The following is a 15984-nucleotide window of genomic DNA, read 5'->3' on the forward strand; positions in this document are numbered from 1 at the left end:
TCGGCGGAGCTTCCGAGGCAACCGCCTACGGCTCCCGTCCCAGGATCGCGTCCACGGTCTCGACGTCGATCTCGGGGTTGTAGCTCGCTCGTTTCACCTGATCGGAATGCAACATCACGAAGTCCGGGTGATCCCAGCGGGAGTTTTCGGTCCATACACCATCGCGCACGACGAAGCGGCGCCCCTCCCACGCGCCGCGGAGGTCGTACGTGTATTCGCGCGTCGTCATCTCCGTGCCGACATAATCGTACGTCTTCACGTCCGGGGTGACCACGAAGAGGACTGTGCGAACATGGACGAGGTCGCGCGCCGTCGCGTCGCGCTTGATGTTCGTGATCGCCTTGTACACCGGCAGGTTCCACACCTCGTGCCCGGCGTCCCTGTCGATGATGAACGGGCGCCGCTTCTTGAAGAGCTCGGCGACGAGGACCCGATGGAACGTGTGCGGCAAGATGTCCGCGTAGTTGTCGTTCCACGCGCCGTCGTTGCGATCGCCGAGGATGGGCGCGTCGGTCGCCGCCTCGTAGGTCTTGAGGAGCAGCGCCTTGAGGTCGGCCACCCCGAAGTGCAACGCGCCGTGGTCCACCGGCTTGTTCGGCTCGGGCTCCAGGATCGAGGCGAGGGCCCACGCGTAGCATAAACCCGACCAAGAATCGGCGTGCGCGTTGTACAGCTTCTCGCGCTCGTAGGTAGCGGCTTTCGTCGTTTTGCTCAGGACCGTTCTGCTGTAGAGGTCGTATTTCTGGAGGGGCGCGAGTCCATTCTTCCCGGCGAAGAGGAAATCGTCCGAGGTCGGAAACCACCACGAGGACCAGGGCTTGATCGTGGCTTCTGCGGAGAACTCCCCCTCCGGCAGCAAGAGTTTCCTCCCGGGGTCGCGAACTTCCTCGATGGCTTCCGCCTCGAATATCTCCAGGTCGCCCTCTGCGTCGGGCACGCCCTCGCCACATCCGGCGAGCGCGCCGAGCGAGATCAGAAAGAGGGCAATCGAATGGACACGAGATGCCATGGGTGGAACTCCTCCGTGTACGAGCGGTCCTGTCGCGTCCTCGGCCCGAAGGCCGCAGATCGGAAGCTCCGGAGAGGCCGACCGCTCAGCGGCCCGCCTCTCCGGAGCCATCCATCACCTCGAAAGACGCCTGATCCAGCTACAGTTGCGCCTTCTCGGGATTGACGGCCGAGCAGTTGTTGAAGACCCTGCCGGTCGCCTCGGTCTTGATGACGGTTTCCACGCCCCTGGTGCGCTTCAGCGTGGACTCGCACATCTGGATGACGTTGCTGTTCGCCAGCACGTCGTCGCAGCTCACGGACGCCGTGCGGCTGTAGGTGAGTTCCATCTCGACGAACTGCTTGCAAGGCAGCATGACCTCGATCGGCGTCTCCCGACGCAGGTCATCCTCGTCCGGCGTACAGCCCTTGTCGGACTTCAGCGTGGCGCGGAACGTGCTGTGCTTGTCCACCGGGACCTTCACGAAATCAGGCTTCTCTTTCCAGATCCGCGCCGTGCGCTCGCACAGGATGTCGATCACGTAAGGCTTGCGCTGGTTGCCCGCCATGAGCGGGTGCTCGCAGGCCTCTTGGAGCTCCTCGTACGAGAGCTGCTTCTTTCCCTCGCAGTAATCCGTGGACACCTGGCCCTCCTCGCCGGCGAGGGCCTCCGAGGTCGTCGCGTCGACGAATGCAAGAGAGCCGAATGCGATGGCGCTCAGACCGATGGCACAAATACGCTTCAACATGGTCTCCTCCTGGTTGCGTGAGGAGGGCGCCCGCGCTTCGAGCGCCCCTCCCACGCTCTGCGCCCGCAATGCAATCGTTCTGCCGCGGGCAAACCCGGACGAAGATCCCGTCGCGGACGGCGCTCCTCCGGACAGGCCAGGGTTTCCCTTGCCTCGGGCGCGATCGTCGGGGCGCAAATTGCTCCGTGGGTAGGCCCCGCGCAGGCGCCTTCGGCGTCCCGGGCGTATCGGCGCGCCGCAGGCGCCCCTCCCCGCGGCTCGTTCCCGAGAACCAGGCAAATCGAACGAGAGCTCGACCCGACGGAATGCGCAGGCGTGCGTCAGGCGCGCTCTTCCGCCGCTTTCGCCCTCCGCCTTCGGGTCCCCCCCGATGACGAACGAATTACGCCCGCCCGATAACGAGCACCACCGCCGTCGTCGCGCTGCCGCCGATGTTCAGCATCGCGACGCGTTTCGCGCCCGGCACCTGATTTTCTCCTGCCGCGCCTGTCACTTGTTTCTGCGCGTCGAGCAGCATGCGCACGCCCGTCGCGCCCACGGGGTGGCCAATGCCCATGAGCCCGCCGCCCGGGTTCACGGGCAGCTTCCCGCCGCGGAGGACCGTGCCGTCCTCGATGGCCCGGAACGGCTCGCCCGGCGGCGCGATGCCAAAATGATCGATCCCCATGTAATGCGAGATCGTGAAGCAATCGTGGGCCTCGACGGCCGAGAGCGCGCTCGGCCCCTCGATCCTCGCCCGCGCGAACGCGTCGAGCACTGCGCCGCGCACGTGCGGGAACACGTACGGCTCCCCCCGGCTCGCCTCGAGTTTGTCCTTCATGCCCATACGCGCCGTCCGATGCCCGTACCCCTCGATGCGCGCGACGCTCTCGATCGGGACGCCGCGCCGCCGCGCCCACGCGGCCGCGTAGTCCGCCGACGCGAGCACCACGCAGGCGGCGCCGTCGGTCACGGGGCTCGCGTCGTAGCGGCGCGTGCGGCCGGCGATCACCGGGTTTTCCTTGTCGTCCTCGGCGAACGCGCCTTCGGAGAGCGTCCAGGTGCGGGTCTGCGCGTTCGGGTTCCTCCGCGCATTCTCGTAGTTGTTCCGCGCCAGCGCCGCGAGGTGCTCGCGCCGGAGCCCATAACGCCGATCGTATTCCTCGGCCACGTGGCTGAAGAGCTCCGGCCAGGGATACGCGACGCCGGTCGTCTCGCGCGGCACCCACGCGGCCGCGCCGAGCTTCTGCTGCGATTCGAAGCCCGACTGCGCGCGCATGAGCTCCACGCCGAGAACGAGCGCGACGTCGTAACGCCCGGCTTGCAGATCGGCCATTGCCGCGAGCACCGCCACGCCACCCGAGGCGCAGGCGGCCTCGTGCCGCGTGATGGGGATTCCTGCGAGGTCCGGATGCGCCTCGGCGAGCAGCCCGCCGAGGTGGCTCTGGCCCGTGTAAAGCTCCGGGATGAAGCTGCCCACGTGCCCCACCTCGACCTCACGGGCCTCGGCGCCCGTGGCTTCGAGCGCGCGCGTCGCCGCCTCGCCGACGAGGTCGAACAGGCCCTTGCCTTCCCGCGTGATGTTTCTGGCGAAATCGGTCTGGTGGCCGCCGAGGACGAAGACCGGGGGGAGCGCGCGATCACGCGGCGCGAGGCGGGGGGAAGCCGTCATGGTGCGACGACTCTACGGCGCGCGTGACCCCGGCGGCAAGGGCGTCAATGTCCGTGCCCGGCGGCCTGCGTGCCGACCTGGACATCGGCCATCATCCCGTTCTCGCTGTGCTCCGAGATGTGGCAGTGCACCATCCAGCGCCCGTGGTTCTCGAAGTACGAGAGAATCGTGGCGGTCTCGTTGCCGCGGACCTCCACGGTGTCGCGCAGCCCGGGCTCGAAGACCGGTTTTCCGCCGCGCTCGAGGATCTGAAAGAACTGGCCGTGGATGTGGAACGGGTGTCGCGGGCTCACGTTGCTCGACAACGTGATCTTCACGGGTACGTTCGGCTCGAACGTCTCGAGCAGCACGTGCTCGTGCCCCTCCCCCACATACGACGGCACGCCATTGATGGTGAATTGCACCTGCCCGTCCACGACCCCGCCCGAGAGCTTCCATTCGTGCCCCGCCGCCTCCACGGACGTCGCGGGCAACGAGACCTTCGGGTACACGGGCTCCGGCGTCACGGTCTCGCCTTCGATCGTCCCGCGCGCGAGCACGAAGGGAGCTTCGACCACATTGTCGTTTTCGTCGAGCACGAGGACGAGCGCCTCCAGCACGACCTCGGTGGCGTCCGCCTGCGGGCGCACCTCGAAATCGTACCGTTGTCCCGGCGCGATCTCCACGCGCTCCAGCGCGAAGGCCTCGGGCAAGAGCCCGCCGTCGGTGGAAATGACGCGCGCGTCCGCGCCCCGGATCCGGAGCCCGTACGAGAGCGCGTTCGTCGCGAGCACGAAGCGCCACCGCTCGATGGCCCCGCGCGGAATCGTGAACGTCACGGGCCCGTCACCGTCCTCGCCGTTGATGACCCTGCCATTGGAGAGGAGGCGATTGCCCACGCGCCCTGCGCCGATGTCGGGTCCGCTTGTCTGGAAGGCCGAGATCTGGTTGTTCGTGGTCCGGAGCCGGATGTCGTCGCCGACGAAGATTCGCTCGGCCGAGAACACGGGGAAATCACGCTCGTGGACGACGAGGGCGCCGTAGAGGCCGTATTCGAGCTGCTGGATCTGGTGGTAGTGCGTGTGATACCAGAACGTGCCGGCGTCGGGGACGACGAAATCGTACGTGAACGACGCGCCCGGCTGCACCGGAGTCTGGATCACGGGGGATCCGTCCATTTGATCGGAGATGCGGAGCCCGTGCCAGTGGATGACCGTCTCCTCGGCGAGATCGTTCCTGAAATGGATGATGACCCGATCGCCGACCCGCGCGTGGAGCAGCGGCCCCGGGAATTGATCATTGTAATTGAAGAGCTGTGTGGCCTGGCCCGGGAGGAGCTGCACGGCGTGGGGCCGCGCGACGAGGTCGACCTCCACGATGTGGGGGTCGGGGTTCAGATCCGGCATGGGCGTGAGCCCCGATACCTCGGGAAGCGGCGGCAACTCGGGGTGTACGACCTCTCCGACGGTCGTGCTCGGCGCGGGGGGCGCCTCGCTCCCGCAGCCCATGAGGAACCCGACAAGGGCAAACGCGCCCATCGTGTAGCGATTCATGGGACATGAAGCTACCAGTCCCCGCCGAACATGAAAATGAAAATCGTTCTCATCTTTGGGCAGTGTGAACCGTTGGGCAAATCACATCACGCGCGGCGGGGGAGGCTCGCCCGCAGCACGCGCCCTTGGTGCCTTTGCCTCGCGCGACCGTCCTCGTGACCGCGCGAGGCCCGGCTTCCTCTTGACGTTCCGCGCGTGCTCGTGTCCCGTCGGGCCATGCGCACTTCGCTCGTTCTTCCGCTCTGGTTTGGTGTCGTGGTTCTCGGCTGTGGTGACGCCGGCGAGATCGGAGAGACCAGCGCAACCGGCTCCGGCACGAGCACCGTCGGATCCGGAGGCAATGGCGGCATGGGCGGCGCGACCGTGGGATCCGGCGGAATGGGCGGCAACGGGGGAATGGGCGGCAACGGGGGAATGGGGGGCGCGGGCGGCAACGGTGGCAATGGCGGGAGCGGAAACGGCGGCGGAGGCGGTGCCGGCGGGGGAAGCGGAAGCGGCGGCGCGGGCGGCAGCGGTGGTATCGGCGGCAATGGCGGCGCGGGCGGCAGCGGCGGTGTCGGGGGCGTCGGCGGAATGGGCGGCGGCGGCAGCGGCGGCATGGGCGGCAATGGCGGCATGGGCGGCGCCCCTCCGTTCTGCATGCCCGGCTCCATCGAGACCTGCTACACGGGCCCGCGCGGCACACAAAACATCGGCGCTTGCAAGCCCGGTACGATCACCTGCAATCCGGATGGAACGGTCTATGGCCCGTGCACCGGCGAAGTGACCCCGGTCCCCGAGGTCTGCGCGACAGCCGCCGACGACGATTGCGACGGACAAACCAACGAAGAAGGCGCTGATTGCGTCTGCGCCCCCGGCTCGTCCGAGCCCTGCTACACCGGCCCCATGGGAACCGCCGGCCTCGGCATCTGCATAGCGGGCACGCACGTCTGCAACGACCTCGGCACGGCCTACGGCCCCTGCACCGGCGAAGTCACGCCCGTGGCCGAGACCTGCGCCACCGCGGAGGACGACGATTGCGACGGACAAACCAACGAGGAAGGCGCCGGTTGCGTCTGCCCTCCGAACGCCGTCCTCCCCTGTTATACCGGGCCGGTGGGCACGCTCGGCGTCGGACTCTGCAAGGCCGGAACGGCGATGTGCAACGCGCTCGGCACCACGCTCGGGGCCTGCATGGGACAAACCCTCCCGTCCACCGAGACGTGCGCCACGCCCGGCGACGACGATTGCGACGGCCAGACCAACGAGGGCTGCGTCTGCGCCCCGGGCAGCACGCAGAGCTGCTACACCGGGCCCGCGGGCACGTCGGGCGTCGGCGCCTGCAAGGCCGGCACGCGGACCTGCAATGCACAGGGAACCGGATACGGGGCCTGCACCGGCGAGATCCTTCCGCAGCCCGAGAGCTGCATGACGGCCGCCGATGACGATTGCGACGGGCAACCCAACGAAGGGTGCGCCGCTCAGACCTGCGCGGTCTACCAGGAGAACTTCGACGACGGCAACGCGAGCCCGCTCACCGCAGGCGTGTACAAGGTCGACTGGTGCGACGATTACATCCCGCTCGCCTCGAACACGCCGTCTTGCATGACGGGCCGCACCCTCCGCACGAACGAATCCACGATCGATCCCACGATCTGGGTCTACAAGGGCGACGCGAGCTGCACCTCCGTGCGATTGAATTACACCTACTACCAGAACGAGCTCGCAAACGTGAATGTCTCCTACCAGCAGAGCAACGACACGATCGAATCCTGCGAGAAATCGGGCCTCTTCACCAGCGTCACGGGCCATAACGTGCTCGTTGCGTGCACGGCGCAGGCGCAGATCACGATCCCGTTCGGCAGCTCGAAGGGCGTGTACATCCGCTTCGACCACGGCACGGGCCAGAAAGCGCTCTGGATCGACAACCTCTCCCTGGAGTTCGTCGGCTGCGGCTGTTGAGCCTCCGGGCGAGTCGCGTTATCGTCGGGCATGGTCTCCCGCGCCCGCCGCTCGCCCTCCCCTGCCCTCGCCGCGCTGCTCACCGCCCTCCCCCTCGGTTGCGGCGCGCCGCAAAGCCCCGCGAACGCCGACGCGACCGCCTCGAAGCCCGACACCCAAGCCCCGCACGCGGGCGCCGCGCCGACGACAACCGACGCGCCCCCCACGAACGAAACGCCGGGTCCCGTCGCCTCCGAAAGACCCGCGCGATCGCCGAGCCCCTTCCACCCGCTGATCGTGCACGGACAGCCGAGCTTCCGGATGTTCGTGCTCCCCTCGTTCGTCGCGGCCATCAGCGGGGACTACCTCTCGACGCCCATTCGGATCGACGAGCGCGGCGCGCGGCTCGACAGCAGCCTCTATGCCGGGCTCAAGGGCCTCGGCGAGCCAAATGCCTTTTACGTCATGTGGATCACGGGCGATCCGCCGAACCATGGCAAGCTCGGGCTCAACCTGCCCGGTGAGCGTGGCGGCGAGGACGTGTTTTATTCCTGGAAAGGCTCGGCCTGGACGCGCGACCCCGACAAACCCATGCCGCCGGCCGTCTCGAACGCGTATTACGCCGGCGCGATCTATTCAAGCGCGCCCTGGGGCGATCGGACGTTGTACGAGATCAACGACCCCAAGCTCGACGAAGCCAAACCGATCTTCGTGCTCGGTCCCGGCGGGAGCAGCTCGCCCGCGCCCGAAATCACCCGAGGCGCGGGGAGCTGCAAAACGAAGCTGCTCGGGCATGCCGACCTCGCGCTGCTGCCATCGGGGGATCTGATCGGCTTCGGGAAGGTATGCCGCGAGGGAGACAAGCCTTCGTTTTTTGGGCAATCGGGCGCGGGGCCGCTCGCCGTGGAGCGCTGGCCCAAGGGGGCGCGCACGTCGGTGATCGATGTGCTTCCAGGCTCGGAGGCCGTGACCTCGCTCCCGCCCGGCTCGCGCCTCTACGTGCTCGGCCCGAACGACGTCATCGCCGTGGCCCAGCCCGCCGACCACGGGGCCTACGTGGCGCATTGGAATGGCAAGGCCTGGAGCGACGTCTCGCCAGGCAAAAAGGAGAATGTCAACGATGCCTTCCGCACGAAGGACGGCGCGCTCTGGCTCGTGCGCGAGAGGGGGCTCGATCGATATACATCCGGGAAATGGTCGAGCCTCACGCTTCCCGGCGATGACCGGTCGCTCGAATGGGCCAAACTCGGCCCGAACGGCACGATCTGGGCCGGACGCTCGGAACAGCTCCTGACCTTCGAAAAAGACAGCTTCCACGTGATCCCCCTGCCGGAGCTCGATCCCGCCGAGGAAGGCACGCCGATCGACATCGTCTTCCGCGGCGACGAGACCCTGGTCGCGGCGCGCGCCGGCGGCCAAGTGACGGTGCTCTCCACGAAAAAGCCCACGAAGGTGCTGGATCTCGACGCCCCACAGGAGCCCGGGGAAGGCGCACCGCCGCCGCCGCGCCCTGCGCCAAAGTCCGAGCCCCACGCATTCGCCCGCATCACGCCTGGGACGCCGAGCTGCAAGGAGCTCTTCGTCGTGCTCTACAAGCTCGCGAAGGTGGCCCCGCCCGATTACGATTTTCCCCTCACCCGCGCCGCGCTCAAGGGCCACACCGAACTTTCGGGCGTGAAATTCGCCGAGACCGAGGAGACGGGCCGCCGTTATTTCGTGGCCTTCGTCCCGAGTTTTTCCCTGGGCCAGAAGCTCGTGAAGACCATCCAGGAAGGCGTGAAGGGCTCGACGCCGCAGCTCCTCTGCGGAAAACCTGCCCGGACGAACCGGGACATCCGCATCGACCTGCGCACCGGGGAGATTGTCAAGGCGAACCCATGACCTCCGGAAGGATCATTCTCCTCGCCACACTCGCCTCGGGGCTCCTCGGGCTCGCCGCCGCCGAGTCGGCCGAGCCCACGAGAATGCCGGGGCCCGCGCCCGCGGCCCGCACGGCCCACGCGGCCGAGGAGAACGCGCGTTGCGAGGGCTGCCACGCGGACATCGCCGCGGAATGGCGCGCCTCGCTGCACAAAAAAGCCCACGACGATCCGGCCTACCAAAGGGCCCTCGCCATCGAGCCCCTGCCCTTTTGCCGCGGCTGCCATGCGCCGGAGGCCGATCCGATGCGGGATCCGCCGCCCGATCTCGGCGCCCTCGGCGTCGCCTGCACCTCGTGCCACGGCGACAGCTCGCGCGTGCTCGCCTCCCCACGCGAGACGCAACGAATCGCGCCGCACCCGGTCGTGCGCGCGGCCGCCTTCGCCTCGGCCTCCGCCTGCGCGGCTTGCCACGAGTTTTCCTTTCCCGACCCCGATCGCCGCTTCACGCCGCTCTTCATGCAGACGACGGCGAGCGAGCACCGGGCCTCGCCGTTCGCCGGCGCGAGCTGCGCCGAATGCCATATGCCCGTCGTGGGTGAAGGCACGTCGAAGCACCGCAGCCACGTATTCTCGGCCTCGCGGGATCCCGCGCTTCTGCGCGCCGCGGCCCGCATCACGGCCACGCGCGCAGGCGCCGGCACCGTCGAGGTACGTATCGAGCCCCTCGCCCTTGGACACGCCTTCCCCACCGGGGATCTCTTCCGGCGCCTCGCCATCCGCGCCGAGGCGGTGGGCCCGGAGCAAAACGTGCTCTCCGAGGATACGCGTTACCTCTCGCGGCGCTTCGGCCGCGGCAAAGGGCGCGACGGCCACTCCATCAAAGTGCTCACCGGCGACGATCGCGTGATGCCCGGCGCGCCGTCCGTCATCACGCTCTCGCTCGGCGAAAAGGCCAAACCTGCGCCGATCCTGTGGCAAGTCACCTACGAGCGCGTGGAGCACCCGATTGAAGAGAGCTCGGATCTCGCCGTGGTGGAGGGCGAGGTCGTGCTCGCGGAAGGCACGCTCGCCCCGCCCTGAGCGTCAGGCCGGGAGGTCCGATCCCGGCACCCACCACGCGTGATACCCGGTCGGCACGCGCTGCGGGAGTTTGACCCGCGCGAGAGGCGCCCGGGTGACGTCTTTCGCGTCGAGCACGTAGGCCTCGCTCTCGCCGCTCGCCTCGTCGACGACAAACGTCACGAGGTACCCGTCGTCCTCGCCCTTCGAGCCCACGCGTGGCGCGAATACGACCTCGCTGCCGAAGCGGCCCGCCGGATACGAAAATGCCGTGCTCGTCCCCGCCTCGTAATCGTATTTGATCACGCCGTCGAAGAGCAACGTCGGCGCGGACGCGTGAAGCCGCGGGTTGTAGCTGTACCGCGTCTTCCGGCCGAGCGCGCGGTTATCCATGCGCGGGAACTCCGTGAGCACGTCGTCGAGGCGCGACTCCTTCACGGCGCCGGTCTTCATATCGAGCTCCCACCGATACAGGTTCGGTTCGAGCCGCAAAAACCCGATCGTCGGCACCTCGCGCGCGGGGTTTTGCGGATCCCCGGCCACGGGCGCATCGATCTTGCAGCCGACGAGCACGATCCGATCCCCCTCCTCCCACGCATTGATGGTGTGGTACATGTAAAACGGCTCGGTCTCGAACCAGCGAATCTCGGAGCCCGGCGCGTGGCGCGGGAGCGCGCCGATGCGCGCAGGTTTGTCCCGAAAATATTTCACCTTCGTCTTGCCGACGGCGAGGAGCTGCGGGTCCCATTGCATCGACATGTCAAAGAAGATGGTAAAATGCTCGGTGATCGCGAGATCGTGCTGGAGGCGCGGCCCGGGCAGGTCGATCTCGGTCTTGTGCACGAGCTCGCCCGCGGGCGAGACGACGGCGTACGTGAGGTACGGCGGGAAGGGCTTGTAATCGAAGAGCATGAGCTCGCCCGTGACCGCGTCGACCTTGGGGTGCGCCGAGATCGTGGGCATCTTGCCGCCCCACGTCTCCGTGCCGCACGTGTCGAGCGAAGTCGGATGCACGACGTACGCCGCGCCGCCGAGCCACCAGAGCGAATACAACCGGCCCCCGTGAAACACGAGGTCGGTGTTCGACGTGTCCTTGAAAGGCCCGCGCGGATTCGTGAAATCCGGCCGCTCGGTGACGCCTGTCCAGAGCGACGCGCCCGCCTTCTCCTCCTCCACGAACGCCCACGTGCGCACCCAACGGTTCGCATAACGCGCGCGACCGTCCTCGAAGCGGAGCGCGTGGATCATGCCGTCGCCGTCGAACCAGTGGTACCGGCCCTTCTGGCGGAATCGCGGGTTCGAGCCGTTGCGCACGAACACGCCCGCGAGGTCTCGCGGAATCTCGCCGATCACGGGCAGATCGTGCGCCGTGATCTCGTGATCGACGGGCGCGTAGTTGCCCGACAGATAAGGCGGCGGCGCGGGGATCTCGGCGCTCGAAGTCATGGACGTCGTCATGGCTCTCTCCGGCGTGGACGGGGCGGCTCGCGCGCCCCACATGCGCGAGCCGGGAGGATAAGGAAGCCGGTATCGAGGCGCAAGGGCCGATGTCTCGCGGCACGACGCGCTCGGAAGGGGCGTGGCAGCGGCCCGCGCACGTGCTAGCCGAAAGCATCCCGTGGCAAAACCTTCCTCCGCTCCCGTCCTCGAAAGCCGCCCCGCGCACATCCCCGTCGGCCCCCGGCTCGAAGCCGTGCTCGAGCTCGCCTATCGCGCGCGGCGCCCCGTGCTGCTCGAAGGGCCGACCGGCATCGGCAAGAGCGACATCGTCAAGAAGCTCGCCGATCGCCTCGGGATTTCCCACGTGGTGCTCGACCTGTCGCTGCTCGAACCGCCGGACCTCGTGGGCCTGCCCGTCATTCAGGACGGCCGTACGCGCTACGCCGTGCCCGACATCCTGCCGCAAGACGGCGCGGGCATCCTGATGCTCGAAGAGCTGAACCGCGCCGAGCGTTACATCCAGCAGCCCGCCCTGCAGCTCCTCAGCGCGCGGCGCCTGCACGGATACGAGCTGCCGCCGGGCTGGGCCTGCTTCGCCGCCGTCAACCCCGAGACCGAGGGCTACCACGTGACGCCGCTCGACAAGGCGCTTCGGGCGCGTTTTTTGAGCCTGCCCGTGCGCGCCGACCGCCCGAGCTGGCTCGCGTGGGCGCAGGTGAACGACGTGCACCCGGGCGTCATCGCGATCGCGCAGGCGCACGAGCGCGTGCTCGACGACGTGCCGCCGCGGACGTGGACCTACGTCTCGCACCTGCTCAAGACGCTGCGCCCCGAGGAAATCGAGAACGTGGGCCTCCTCCGCGACGCGCTCTCGGGGTATTTGCCGACGTCGTGGATCGAGCTCGTCGTTTCGAGCCGTGGCGTGTGGTCGAGCCGCCTGCCCTTCGACGTGCGCGCGCTGCTCGCCGACTACGATCGTCGCGCCGATCTCTCGCGCGCCGTGCGAGGCTTTGCCGAGGCCGGACAAACCGATCGGCTCGACGAGATCACGACGCGCCTCGTGCGCCTGCTCGAAGGGCCCGAGGCCGGCGTGCTCGCGGCCGAGCGGCAAATCACGCTCGCCTCGTTCGAGGCGCTGCTCGCGGATCTGCCCGGCGATCAGCGCGACAAACTCGTCGAGGCGCTCGGACGAAACCCCACGGCGACCTCGCTCCTCGAGGTCCGCCCCGAGGAACTCTGCGAGCGTTATGCGAATAGCCCGGCGCAGCGCAAGCTACATGCGTGGGCCGCCGATCCCTTGAAGCAGCACCGCGTGGGGCTCGCCGTGACGGCGCTCTCGTCGCACCTCGAACGACAAACCAAGCTCGCGGAGGTCAAGCGCAGCAACGTGGTGCGCGCGAGCCTCGGCGTGCTGCTCGCCGAGCTGCCAGAGCGCTGGGCGCTCGATCTCGTGGCGACGTGCAAGCGCCTCGGCATCACCCCCATCCGCCCCGGTTGACGGAAAAACTACACATGGTCGATCCCGTCCGCGCCTTCCTCGACGATTTCGTGCAAACGAGCGATTTCGCGCGGCGGTACCCGTATTATGCGGCCGCCCTCGCGAACATGATGCCGGTCGCCGATCCGTCGGTGAAACGGATGGCCGTCTCGCTCCACGAAGGGCGGTTTTTCCTGCACGTGAACGTCGAGTCGTTCCTGCGCGAGCCGCAATGGCTGCGCGGCGTGCTCCTGCACGAGGTGCACCACGTGGTGCTCGGGCACCTCTCGCACCCCAAATTCGCAGATCCGGCCGAGCCGGAGCTCCTCGAACTGGCGCTCGAAATGAGCGCGAACGAGTTCATCGAGGAGCCCCTGCCCGACCCGATCACGTGGCAAAAATACACGGCCTTCGGCATTCGCGCGGGCCAGAGCAGCCTGGAGCGCTACGAAAGACTGCTCGAAGCGGCGCGGGCTGGCAAACTCACGGCGAAACACGCGCCGGGCGGCGAGAGCGTCGACGAGCACAGATTGCTTCGGCGCGCGGCGGGCGCGCCCGGATCGGTCGAACAAGCCCGGATGCTCGTGGCGCGGGCCATGGAGACCGCGGGCGACGTCGGGCCGGAGGGCCCACCCGAGCGCAGGTTGCTCGCGGGAAAGGAGCCGGGGAGGCTGCTCGCGGAACTCGACGGCGTGCTCGGGCCGCCCGAATGTTTCGTCGATTGGAAAACGGCGCTGCGCATGTTCACGTCGCGGCGGCGCACGCCCGTCGGCACGTTCGCGCGGCCGAGCCGGCGTTTCCCTTCGCGCATCGGCGAAGTGCCAGGGCGCGCGTGGTCGCCGCGGGCGATGGCGCGGCCGCGCGTGCTCGTGACGATTGATACGTCGATGAGCATGACGGATGCCGAACTCGCCGAGATCGCAAAGCAGCTCACGCTCCTCGCCGAGGAGGCCCGCCTCACAGTCGTCGAATGCGACTGCGAGATCCAGCGCGTCTATCCATTCACGGGCGCGATCGAGGACGTGCAGGGGCGCGGCGGCACGGATCTCCGCAAGGTCTTCGCCGAGCGTTTTTGGCGCCCGCACGCGCCCGACGGAATCGTGTATTTCACGGACGGCGAGGGCCCCTTCCCCGAGGAGCCGCCGCCCGTGCCGACGCTCTGGATCCTCACGAAGCCGCAGAATTTCGCGTGCCCGTGGGGCGAACGTGCGATCCTGGAGCGCCGCCGCGCGCGCGGATAGGGTGTCGAGATGGGAGCCTTCGACGAAGTCCTCGCAAAGGTGTCTTGCCCCGCGTGCGGCGCGCAGCACGACCGCGGCTTTCAAACGAAGCTGTTCGAGCCCGACTACGACGAGCGCCCCGGCGGGACGTTCGAGATCGGAGGCGCGCCGATCCGGGCGCACCTCTCGGTCGAGCACTTCGAAAAGCGCGCAGGCCGCGAGGGCTGGGACGACGATTGGATCGCGCTCGCGCCGTGGCAGCGTGGTACGCCGCTCGTGGCCCTCCTCGAAGATCAGTCGTTTTATTGCTCCTGTGCCGCGTTCGTCGTGCCGGAGCTCCGCTTCGACCTCCGCGCGGACAGCGATTACGCCGACGTCTGCCTCGTCGGCATCGGGGCGGAGCTCCTCTCGCGCGAGGACGCGCTCGTCGGCGTTCATTTCTCCGAGCTGATCCCGCCGGGGCTCGTCCCGCTCTCTAAGCACGCGCAATGGTCGACGGCCCTGAAGGACGGAACGCCTGAGGAGCGCCGGCGGATCCTCGCTGCCGCATATCGAGAGCACGCGTTCCTACCGCTCGTCTCCACGCCGCGAACGCCCTCGCCCGGGGGGTCGGACTTCCTCTCGGCGCCCATGCGCTGCCGGGCATGTGGTGACCGCCGGACGCGATTTTGCCATACGTCACTCTTTCAAGATCCGGAGGCGCCGTCCTACGCGGAGTCGGTCGCGGGCGAGGAGATCCTCGTCCCGATCCCGCCCGGCAGCACACGCCTTTACCACGCGAAACGCCCCGTCGTCCTGGGGGAGCGATTCGGCGTCCTCGAAGCCTCGCACCCCTGGTTTTGCGCCTGCGGCGCCGGGCCGATCCTCCCGCTCCTCTGGTTTGTCGCCGGTCGAGGGTCCGCGACGATCATTGAAATGGAGGCGCTCGATCGCCTGGACGACGAGACGCTCGCGCGGGTCCACTTCGTCCACGTCGAGCACGTCTCGCCTCTGCGCCGAGGCACCCCTTGAAGGCGTGAAGCAAAGAAGAGCACGCGCTGCGCCGCCCGTGGATATCGGGGGGTCCCCCTATGGTCTTCAGAGAATCGGTCGAGGCGTCGCCTTGTGCGCGCGGTTCTTGTCGATCACGGCGTAAATGATGAGGGCGTTCGCGACGAGCCGCACGAGGTACACGTAAGGGTAATCGTCCTCGGGCAGCTTCACGATGGCCAGGATCAGCCGGTTCACGGCCATGAGCGAGAATGAGAGCGCAAAAATGGCGAAGAGCCGATCCCGCGTGCTGCGCCAGAAGCGCAGAAAAAACAGCGCGATCACCAGGAATCCGAGAATCAGGGCTCCGCTGATCAGATCGTTCATCGCCTCACCCGTCGCCTCAATCGCGTAAATCGTACACGAGACCATACAGGAGAAACGAAACACCCATCACGGCGGGAATTTGCCGCACCGTGGAGAGATCGTGCTCCGGAATCATGATCAGATCGACGAACAGGAGCACGTTGTTCAAGGCGAGCCCGGCGAAGCAGAGGCCGCTCCATAACAACAGGCGCACCTTGCGCGCGGCATAGGCACGCAGGAGCAGCGTCATCGCGACGAGGCTCGTGAGCGTGCAGAGAATGTACACGACGGCCGGTATCATGCTTGCCCTCACTTCTTCTTCAGCATGAACGCGTCCGAAAACGCGCGCAAATCACTCTCGGGACGCCCATAGACGAGATCGATCACCGCGAGCCGCCTCTCCTTGTAGAGCTTCGCCGCCGCGTCGATCAGCGCCGCGATCTCCTCGGATTCGGGGCCGTGCTGGTACACGGGCCCGCGCTCGGTAGGGCGAACCTTGACGAAACGCGCCTCCGCGAGGTGCTCGAGGCGGCGCCCAATCGACATCAAGCTCGATCCGAGCTCGCGGCTCACCTCCTCGGCGCGCCATTCCCGCGCCGCCGTGTCCCGCAAAAGAAACATCACCTCGAGCTGTTCGAGCGACGAGACGTGCTCCTGGATGAACTGCACGAGCTTCGTCGGAATGGGCCCCGAGGACGTCCTGAGGCCTCCATCCGGCTTCGAACCGCGATCCTGCTGGTCCCCCATCGCCA

At 67.7% G+C, this 15984-nt stretch carries 14 protein-coding genes; 6 read left to right on the forward strand and 8 right to left on the reverse strand.

Translation table 11 applies throughout. From position 1 onward, the window contains the following. Nucleotides 1–25 precede the first annotated feature (25 nt). The 4 genes from QHF89_RS38690 to QHF89_RS38705 all read right to left on the reverse strand — a co-directional run bounded on the left by QHF89_RS38690 (nucleotide 26) and on the right by QHF89_RS38705 (nucleotide 4919). A complete protein-coding gene (locus tag QHF89_RS38690; RefSeq protein WP_284721479.1) occupies nucleotides 26–1009 on the reverse strand; it encodes a hypothetical protein in 984 nt (327 codons plus the stop codon). A 139-nt stretch (nucleotides 1010–1148) separates the two neighbouring features. After that, nucleotides 1149–1736: a hypothetical protein gene (locus tag QHF89_RS38695; protein WP_136971157.1), complete on the reverse strand. Its 588-nt coding sequence runs from the start codon at nucleotides 1734–1736 to the stop codon at nucleotides 1149–1151. Nucleotides 1737–2118: 382 nt separating this feature from the next. Continuing rightward, a complete protein-coding gene (locus QHF89_RS38700; RefSeq protein ID WP_136971156.1) occupies nucleotides 2119–3387 on the reverse strand; it encodes an acetyl-CoA acetyltransferase in 1269 nt (422 codons plus the stop codon). A gap of 44 nt (nucleotides 3388–3431) precedes the next feature. Further along, nucleotides 3432–4919 (reverse strand): multicopper oxidase family protein, encoded by a 1488-nt coding sequence (locus tag QHF89_RS38705; RefSeq protein WP_136971155.1) that lies wholly within the window; start codon nucleotides 4917–4919, stop codon nucleotides 3432–3434. Between the two features lie 216 nt (nucleotides 4920–5135). Here QHF89_RS38705 and QHF89_RS38710 point away from each other — a divergent pair, with 216 nt between their 5' ends. Genes QHF89_RS38710 through QHF89_RS38720 form a run of 3 tightly spaced genes read left to right on the forward strand, consistent with a single transcriptional unit; the run spans nucleotide 5136 to nucleotide 9781 of the window. Further along, nucleotides 5136–6860, forward strand: a complete 1725-nt coding sequence (locus QHF89_RS38710; protein ID WP_284721480.1) for a hypothetical protein — start codon at nucleotides 5136–5138, stop codon at nucleotides 6858–6860. Between the two features lie 30 nt (nucleotides 6861–6890). Then, nucleotides 6891–8720, forward strand: a complete 1830-nt coding sequence (locus QHF89_RS38715; RefSeq protein WP_284721481.1) for a hypothetical protein — start codon at nucleotides 6891–6893, stop codon at nucleotides 8718–8720. Next, nucleotides 8717–9781: a multiheme c-type cytochrome gene (locus QHF89_RS38720; RefSeq protein WP_284721482.1), complete on the forward strand. Its 1065-nt coding sequence runs from the start codon at nucleotides 8717–8719 to the stop codon at nucleotides 9779–9781. Before QHF89_RS38715 ends, QHF89_RS38720 begins: the two co-directional genes overlap by 4 nt. Before the next feature lie 3 nt (nucleotides 9782–9784). Here the strand turns inward: QHF89_RS38720 and QHF89_RS38725 are convergent, their stop codons facing one another. Next, nucleotides 9785–11218 (reverse strand): carotenoid oxygenase family protein, encoded by a 1434-nt coding sequence (locus QHF89_RS38725; RefSeq protein ID WP_284721483.1) that lies wholly within the window; start codon nucleotides 11216–11218, stop codon nucleotides 9785–9787. 160 nt (nucleotides 11219–11378) lie between these two features. On the opposite strand from QHF89_RS38725, the gene QHF89_RS38730 reads away from it, so the two are divergent. Genes QHF89_RS38730 through QHF89_RS38740 form a run of 3 tightly spaced genes read left to right on the forward strand, consistent with a single transcriptional unit; the run spans nucleotide 11379 to nucleotide 14908 of the window. After that, nucleotides 11379–12698 carry an AAA family ATPase gene (locus tag QHF89_RS38730; RefSeq protein WP_136971153.1) on the forward strand — a complete coding sequence of 440 codons (1320 nt, stop codon included), beginning with the start codon at nucleotides 11379–11381 and terminating at the stop codon, nucleotides 12696–12698. A 14-nt stretch (nucleotides 12699–12712) separates the two neighbouring features. Further along, nucleotides 12713–13918: a vWA domain-containing protein gene (locus tag QHF89_RS38735; protein WP_136971152.1), complete on the forward strand. Its 1206-nt coding sequence runs from the start codon at nucleotides 12713–12715 to the stop codon at nucleotides 13916–13918. A 9-nt stretch (nucleotides 13919–13927) separates the two neighbouring features. After that, nucleotides 13928–14908, forward strand: coding sequence for a hypothetical protein (locus QHF89_RS38740; protein ID WP_136971151.1), 981 nt, complete (start codon nucleotides 13928–13930; stop codon nucleotides 14906–14908). A 66-nt stretch (nucleotides 14909–14974) separates the two neighbouring features. Here the strand turns inward: QHF89_RS38740 and QHF89_RS38745 are convergent, their stop codons facing one another. The 3 genes from QHF89_RS38745 to QHF89_RS38755 are packed head-to-tail and all read right to left on the reverse strand — an operon-like array spanning nucleotide 14975 to nucleotide 15979. Further along, nucleotides 14975–15253 carry a DUF5985 family protein gene (locus QHF89_RS38745; RefSeq protein WP_284721484.1) on the reverse strand — a complete coding sequence of 93 codons (279 nt, stop codon included), beginning with the start codon at nucleotides 15251–15253 and terminating at the stop codon, nucleotides 14975–14977. 16 nt (nucleotides 15254–15269) lie between these two features. Further along, a complete protein-coding gene (locus QHF89_RS38750) occupies nucleotides 15270–15533 on the reverse strand; it encodes a DUF5985 family protein (protein ID WP_136934866.1) in 264 nt (87 codons plus the stop codon). An 8-nt stretch (nucleotides 15534–15541) separates the two neighbouring features. Further along, nucleotides 15542–15979 (reverse strand): hypothetical protein, encoded by a 438-nt coding sequence (locus tag QHF89_RS38755; protein ID WP_136971150.1) that lies wholly within the window; start codon nucleotides 15977–15979, stop codon nucleotides 15542–15544. Nucleotides 15980–15984 lie beyond the last annotated feature (5 nt).

The sequence above is a fragment of the Polyangium sorediatum genome (assembly GCF_029946465.1).
Taxonomy (GTDB): Bacteria; Myxococcota_A; Polyangia; order Polyangiales; family Polyangiaceae; genus Polyangium; species Polyangium fumosum.

What these genes read in the sequence shown, in the direction of transcription:
- QHF89_RS38745 (WP_284721484.1), bottom strand. Translation starts at nt 15,253, where the DNA reads ATGAACGATCTGATCAGCGGAGCCCTGATTCTCGGATTCCTGGTGATC.
- QHF89_RS38690 (WP_284721479.1), bottom strand. Translation starts at nt 1,009, where the DNA reads ATGGCATCTCGTGTCCATTCGATTGCCCTCTTTCTGATCTCGCTCGGC.
- QHF89_RS38750 (WP_136934866.1), bottom strand. Translation starts at nt 15,533, where the DNA reads ATGATACCGGCCGTCGTGTACATTCTCTGCACGCTCACGAGCCTCGTC.
- QHF89_RS38695 (WP_136971157.1), bottom strand. Translation starts at nt 1,736, where the DNA reads ATGTTGAAGCGTATTTGTGCCATCGGTCTGAGCGCCATCGCATTCGGC.
- QHF89_RS38740 (WP_136971151.1), top strand. Translation starts at nt 13,928, where the DNA reads ATGGGAGCCTTCGACGAAGTCCTCGCAAAGGTGTCTTGCCCCGCGTGC.
- QHF89_RS38725 (WP_284721483.1), bottom strand. Translation starts at nt 11,218, where the DNA reads ATGACGACGTCCATGACTTCGAGCGCCGAGATCCCCGCGCCGCCGCCT.
- QHF89_RS38710 (WP_284721480.1), top strand. Translation starts at nt 5,136, where the DNA reads ATGCGCACTTCGCTCGTTCTTCCGCTCTGGTTTGGTGTCGTGGTTCTC.
- QHF89_RS38700 (WP_136971156.1), bottom strand. Translation starts at nt 3,387, where the DNA reads ATGACGGCTTCCCCCCGCCTCGCGCCGCGTGATCGCGCGCTCCCCCCG.
- QHF89_RS38735 (WP_136971152.1), top strand. Translation starts at nt 12,713, where the DNA reads ATGGTCGATCCCGTCCGCGCCTTCCTCGACGATTTCGTGCAAACGAGC.
- QHF89_RS38755 (WP_136971150.1), bottom strand. Translation starts at nt 15,979, where the DNA reads ATGGGGGACCAGCAGGATCGCGGTTCGAAGCCGGATGGAGGCCTCAGG.
- QHF89_RS38715 (WP_284721481.1), top strand. Translation starts at nt 6,891, where the DNA reads ATGGTCTCCCGCGCCCGCCGCTCGCCCTCCCCTGCCCTCGCCGCGCTG.
- QHF89_RS38705 (WP_136971155.1), bottom strand. Translation starts at nt 4,919, where the DNA reads ATGAATCGCTACACGATGGGCGCGTTTGCCCTTGTCGGGTTCCTCATG.
- QHF89_RS38720 (WP_284721482.1), top strand. Translation starts at nt 8,717, where the DNA reads ATGACCTCCGGAAGGATCATTCTCCTCGCCACACTCGCCTCGGGGCTC.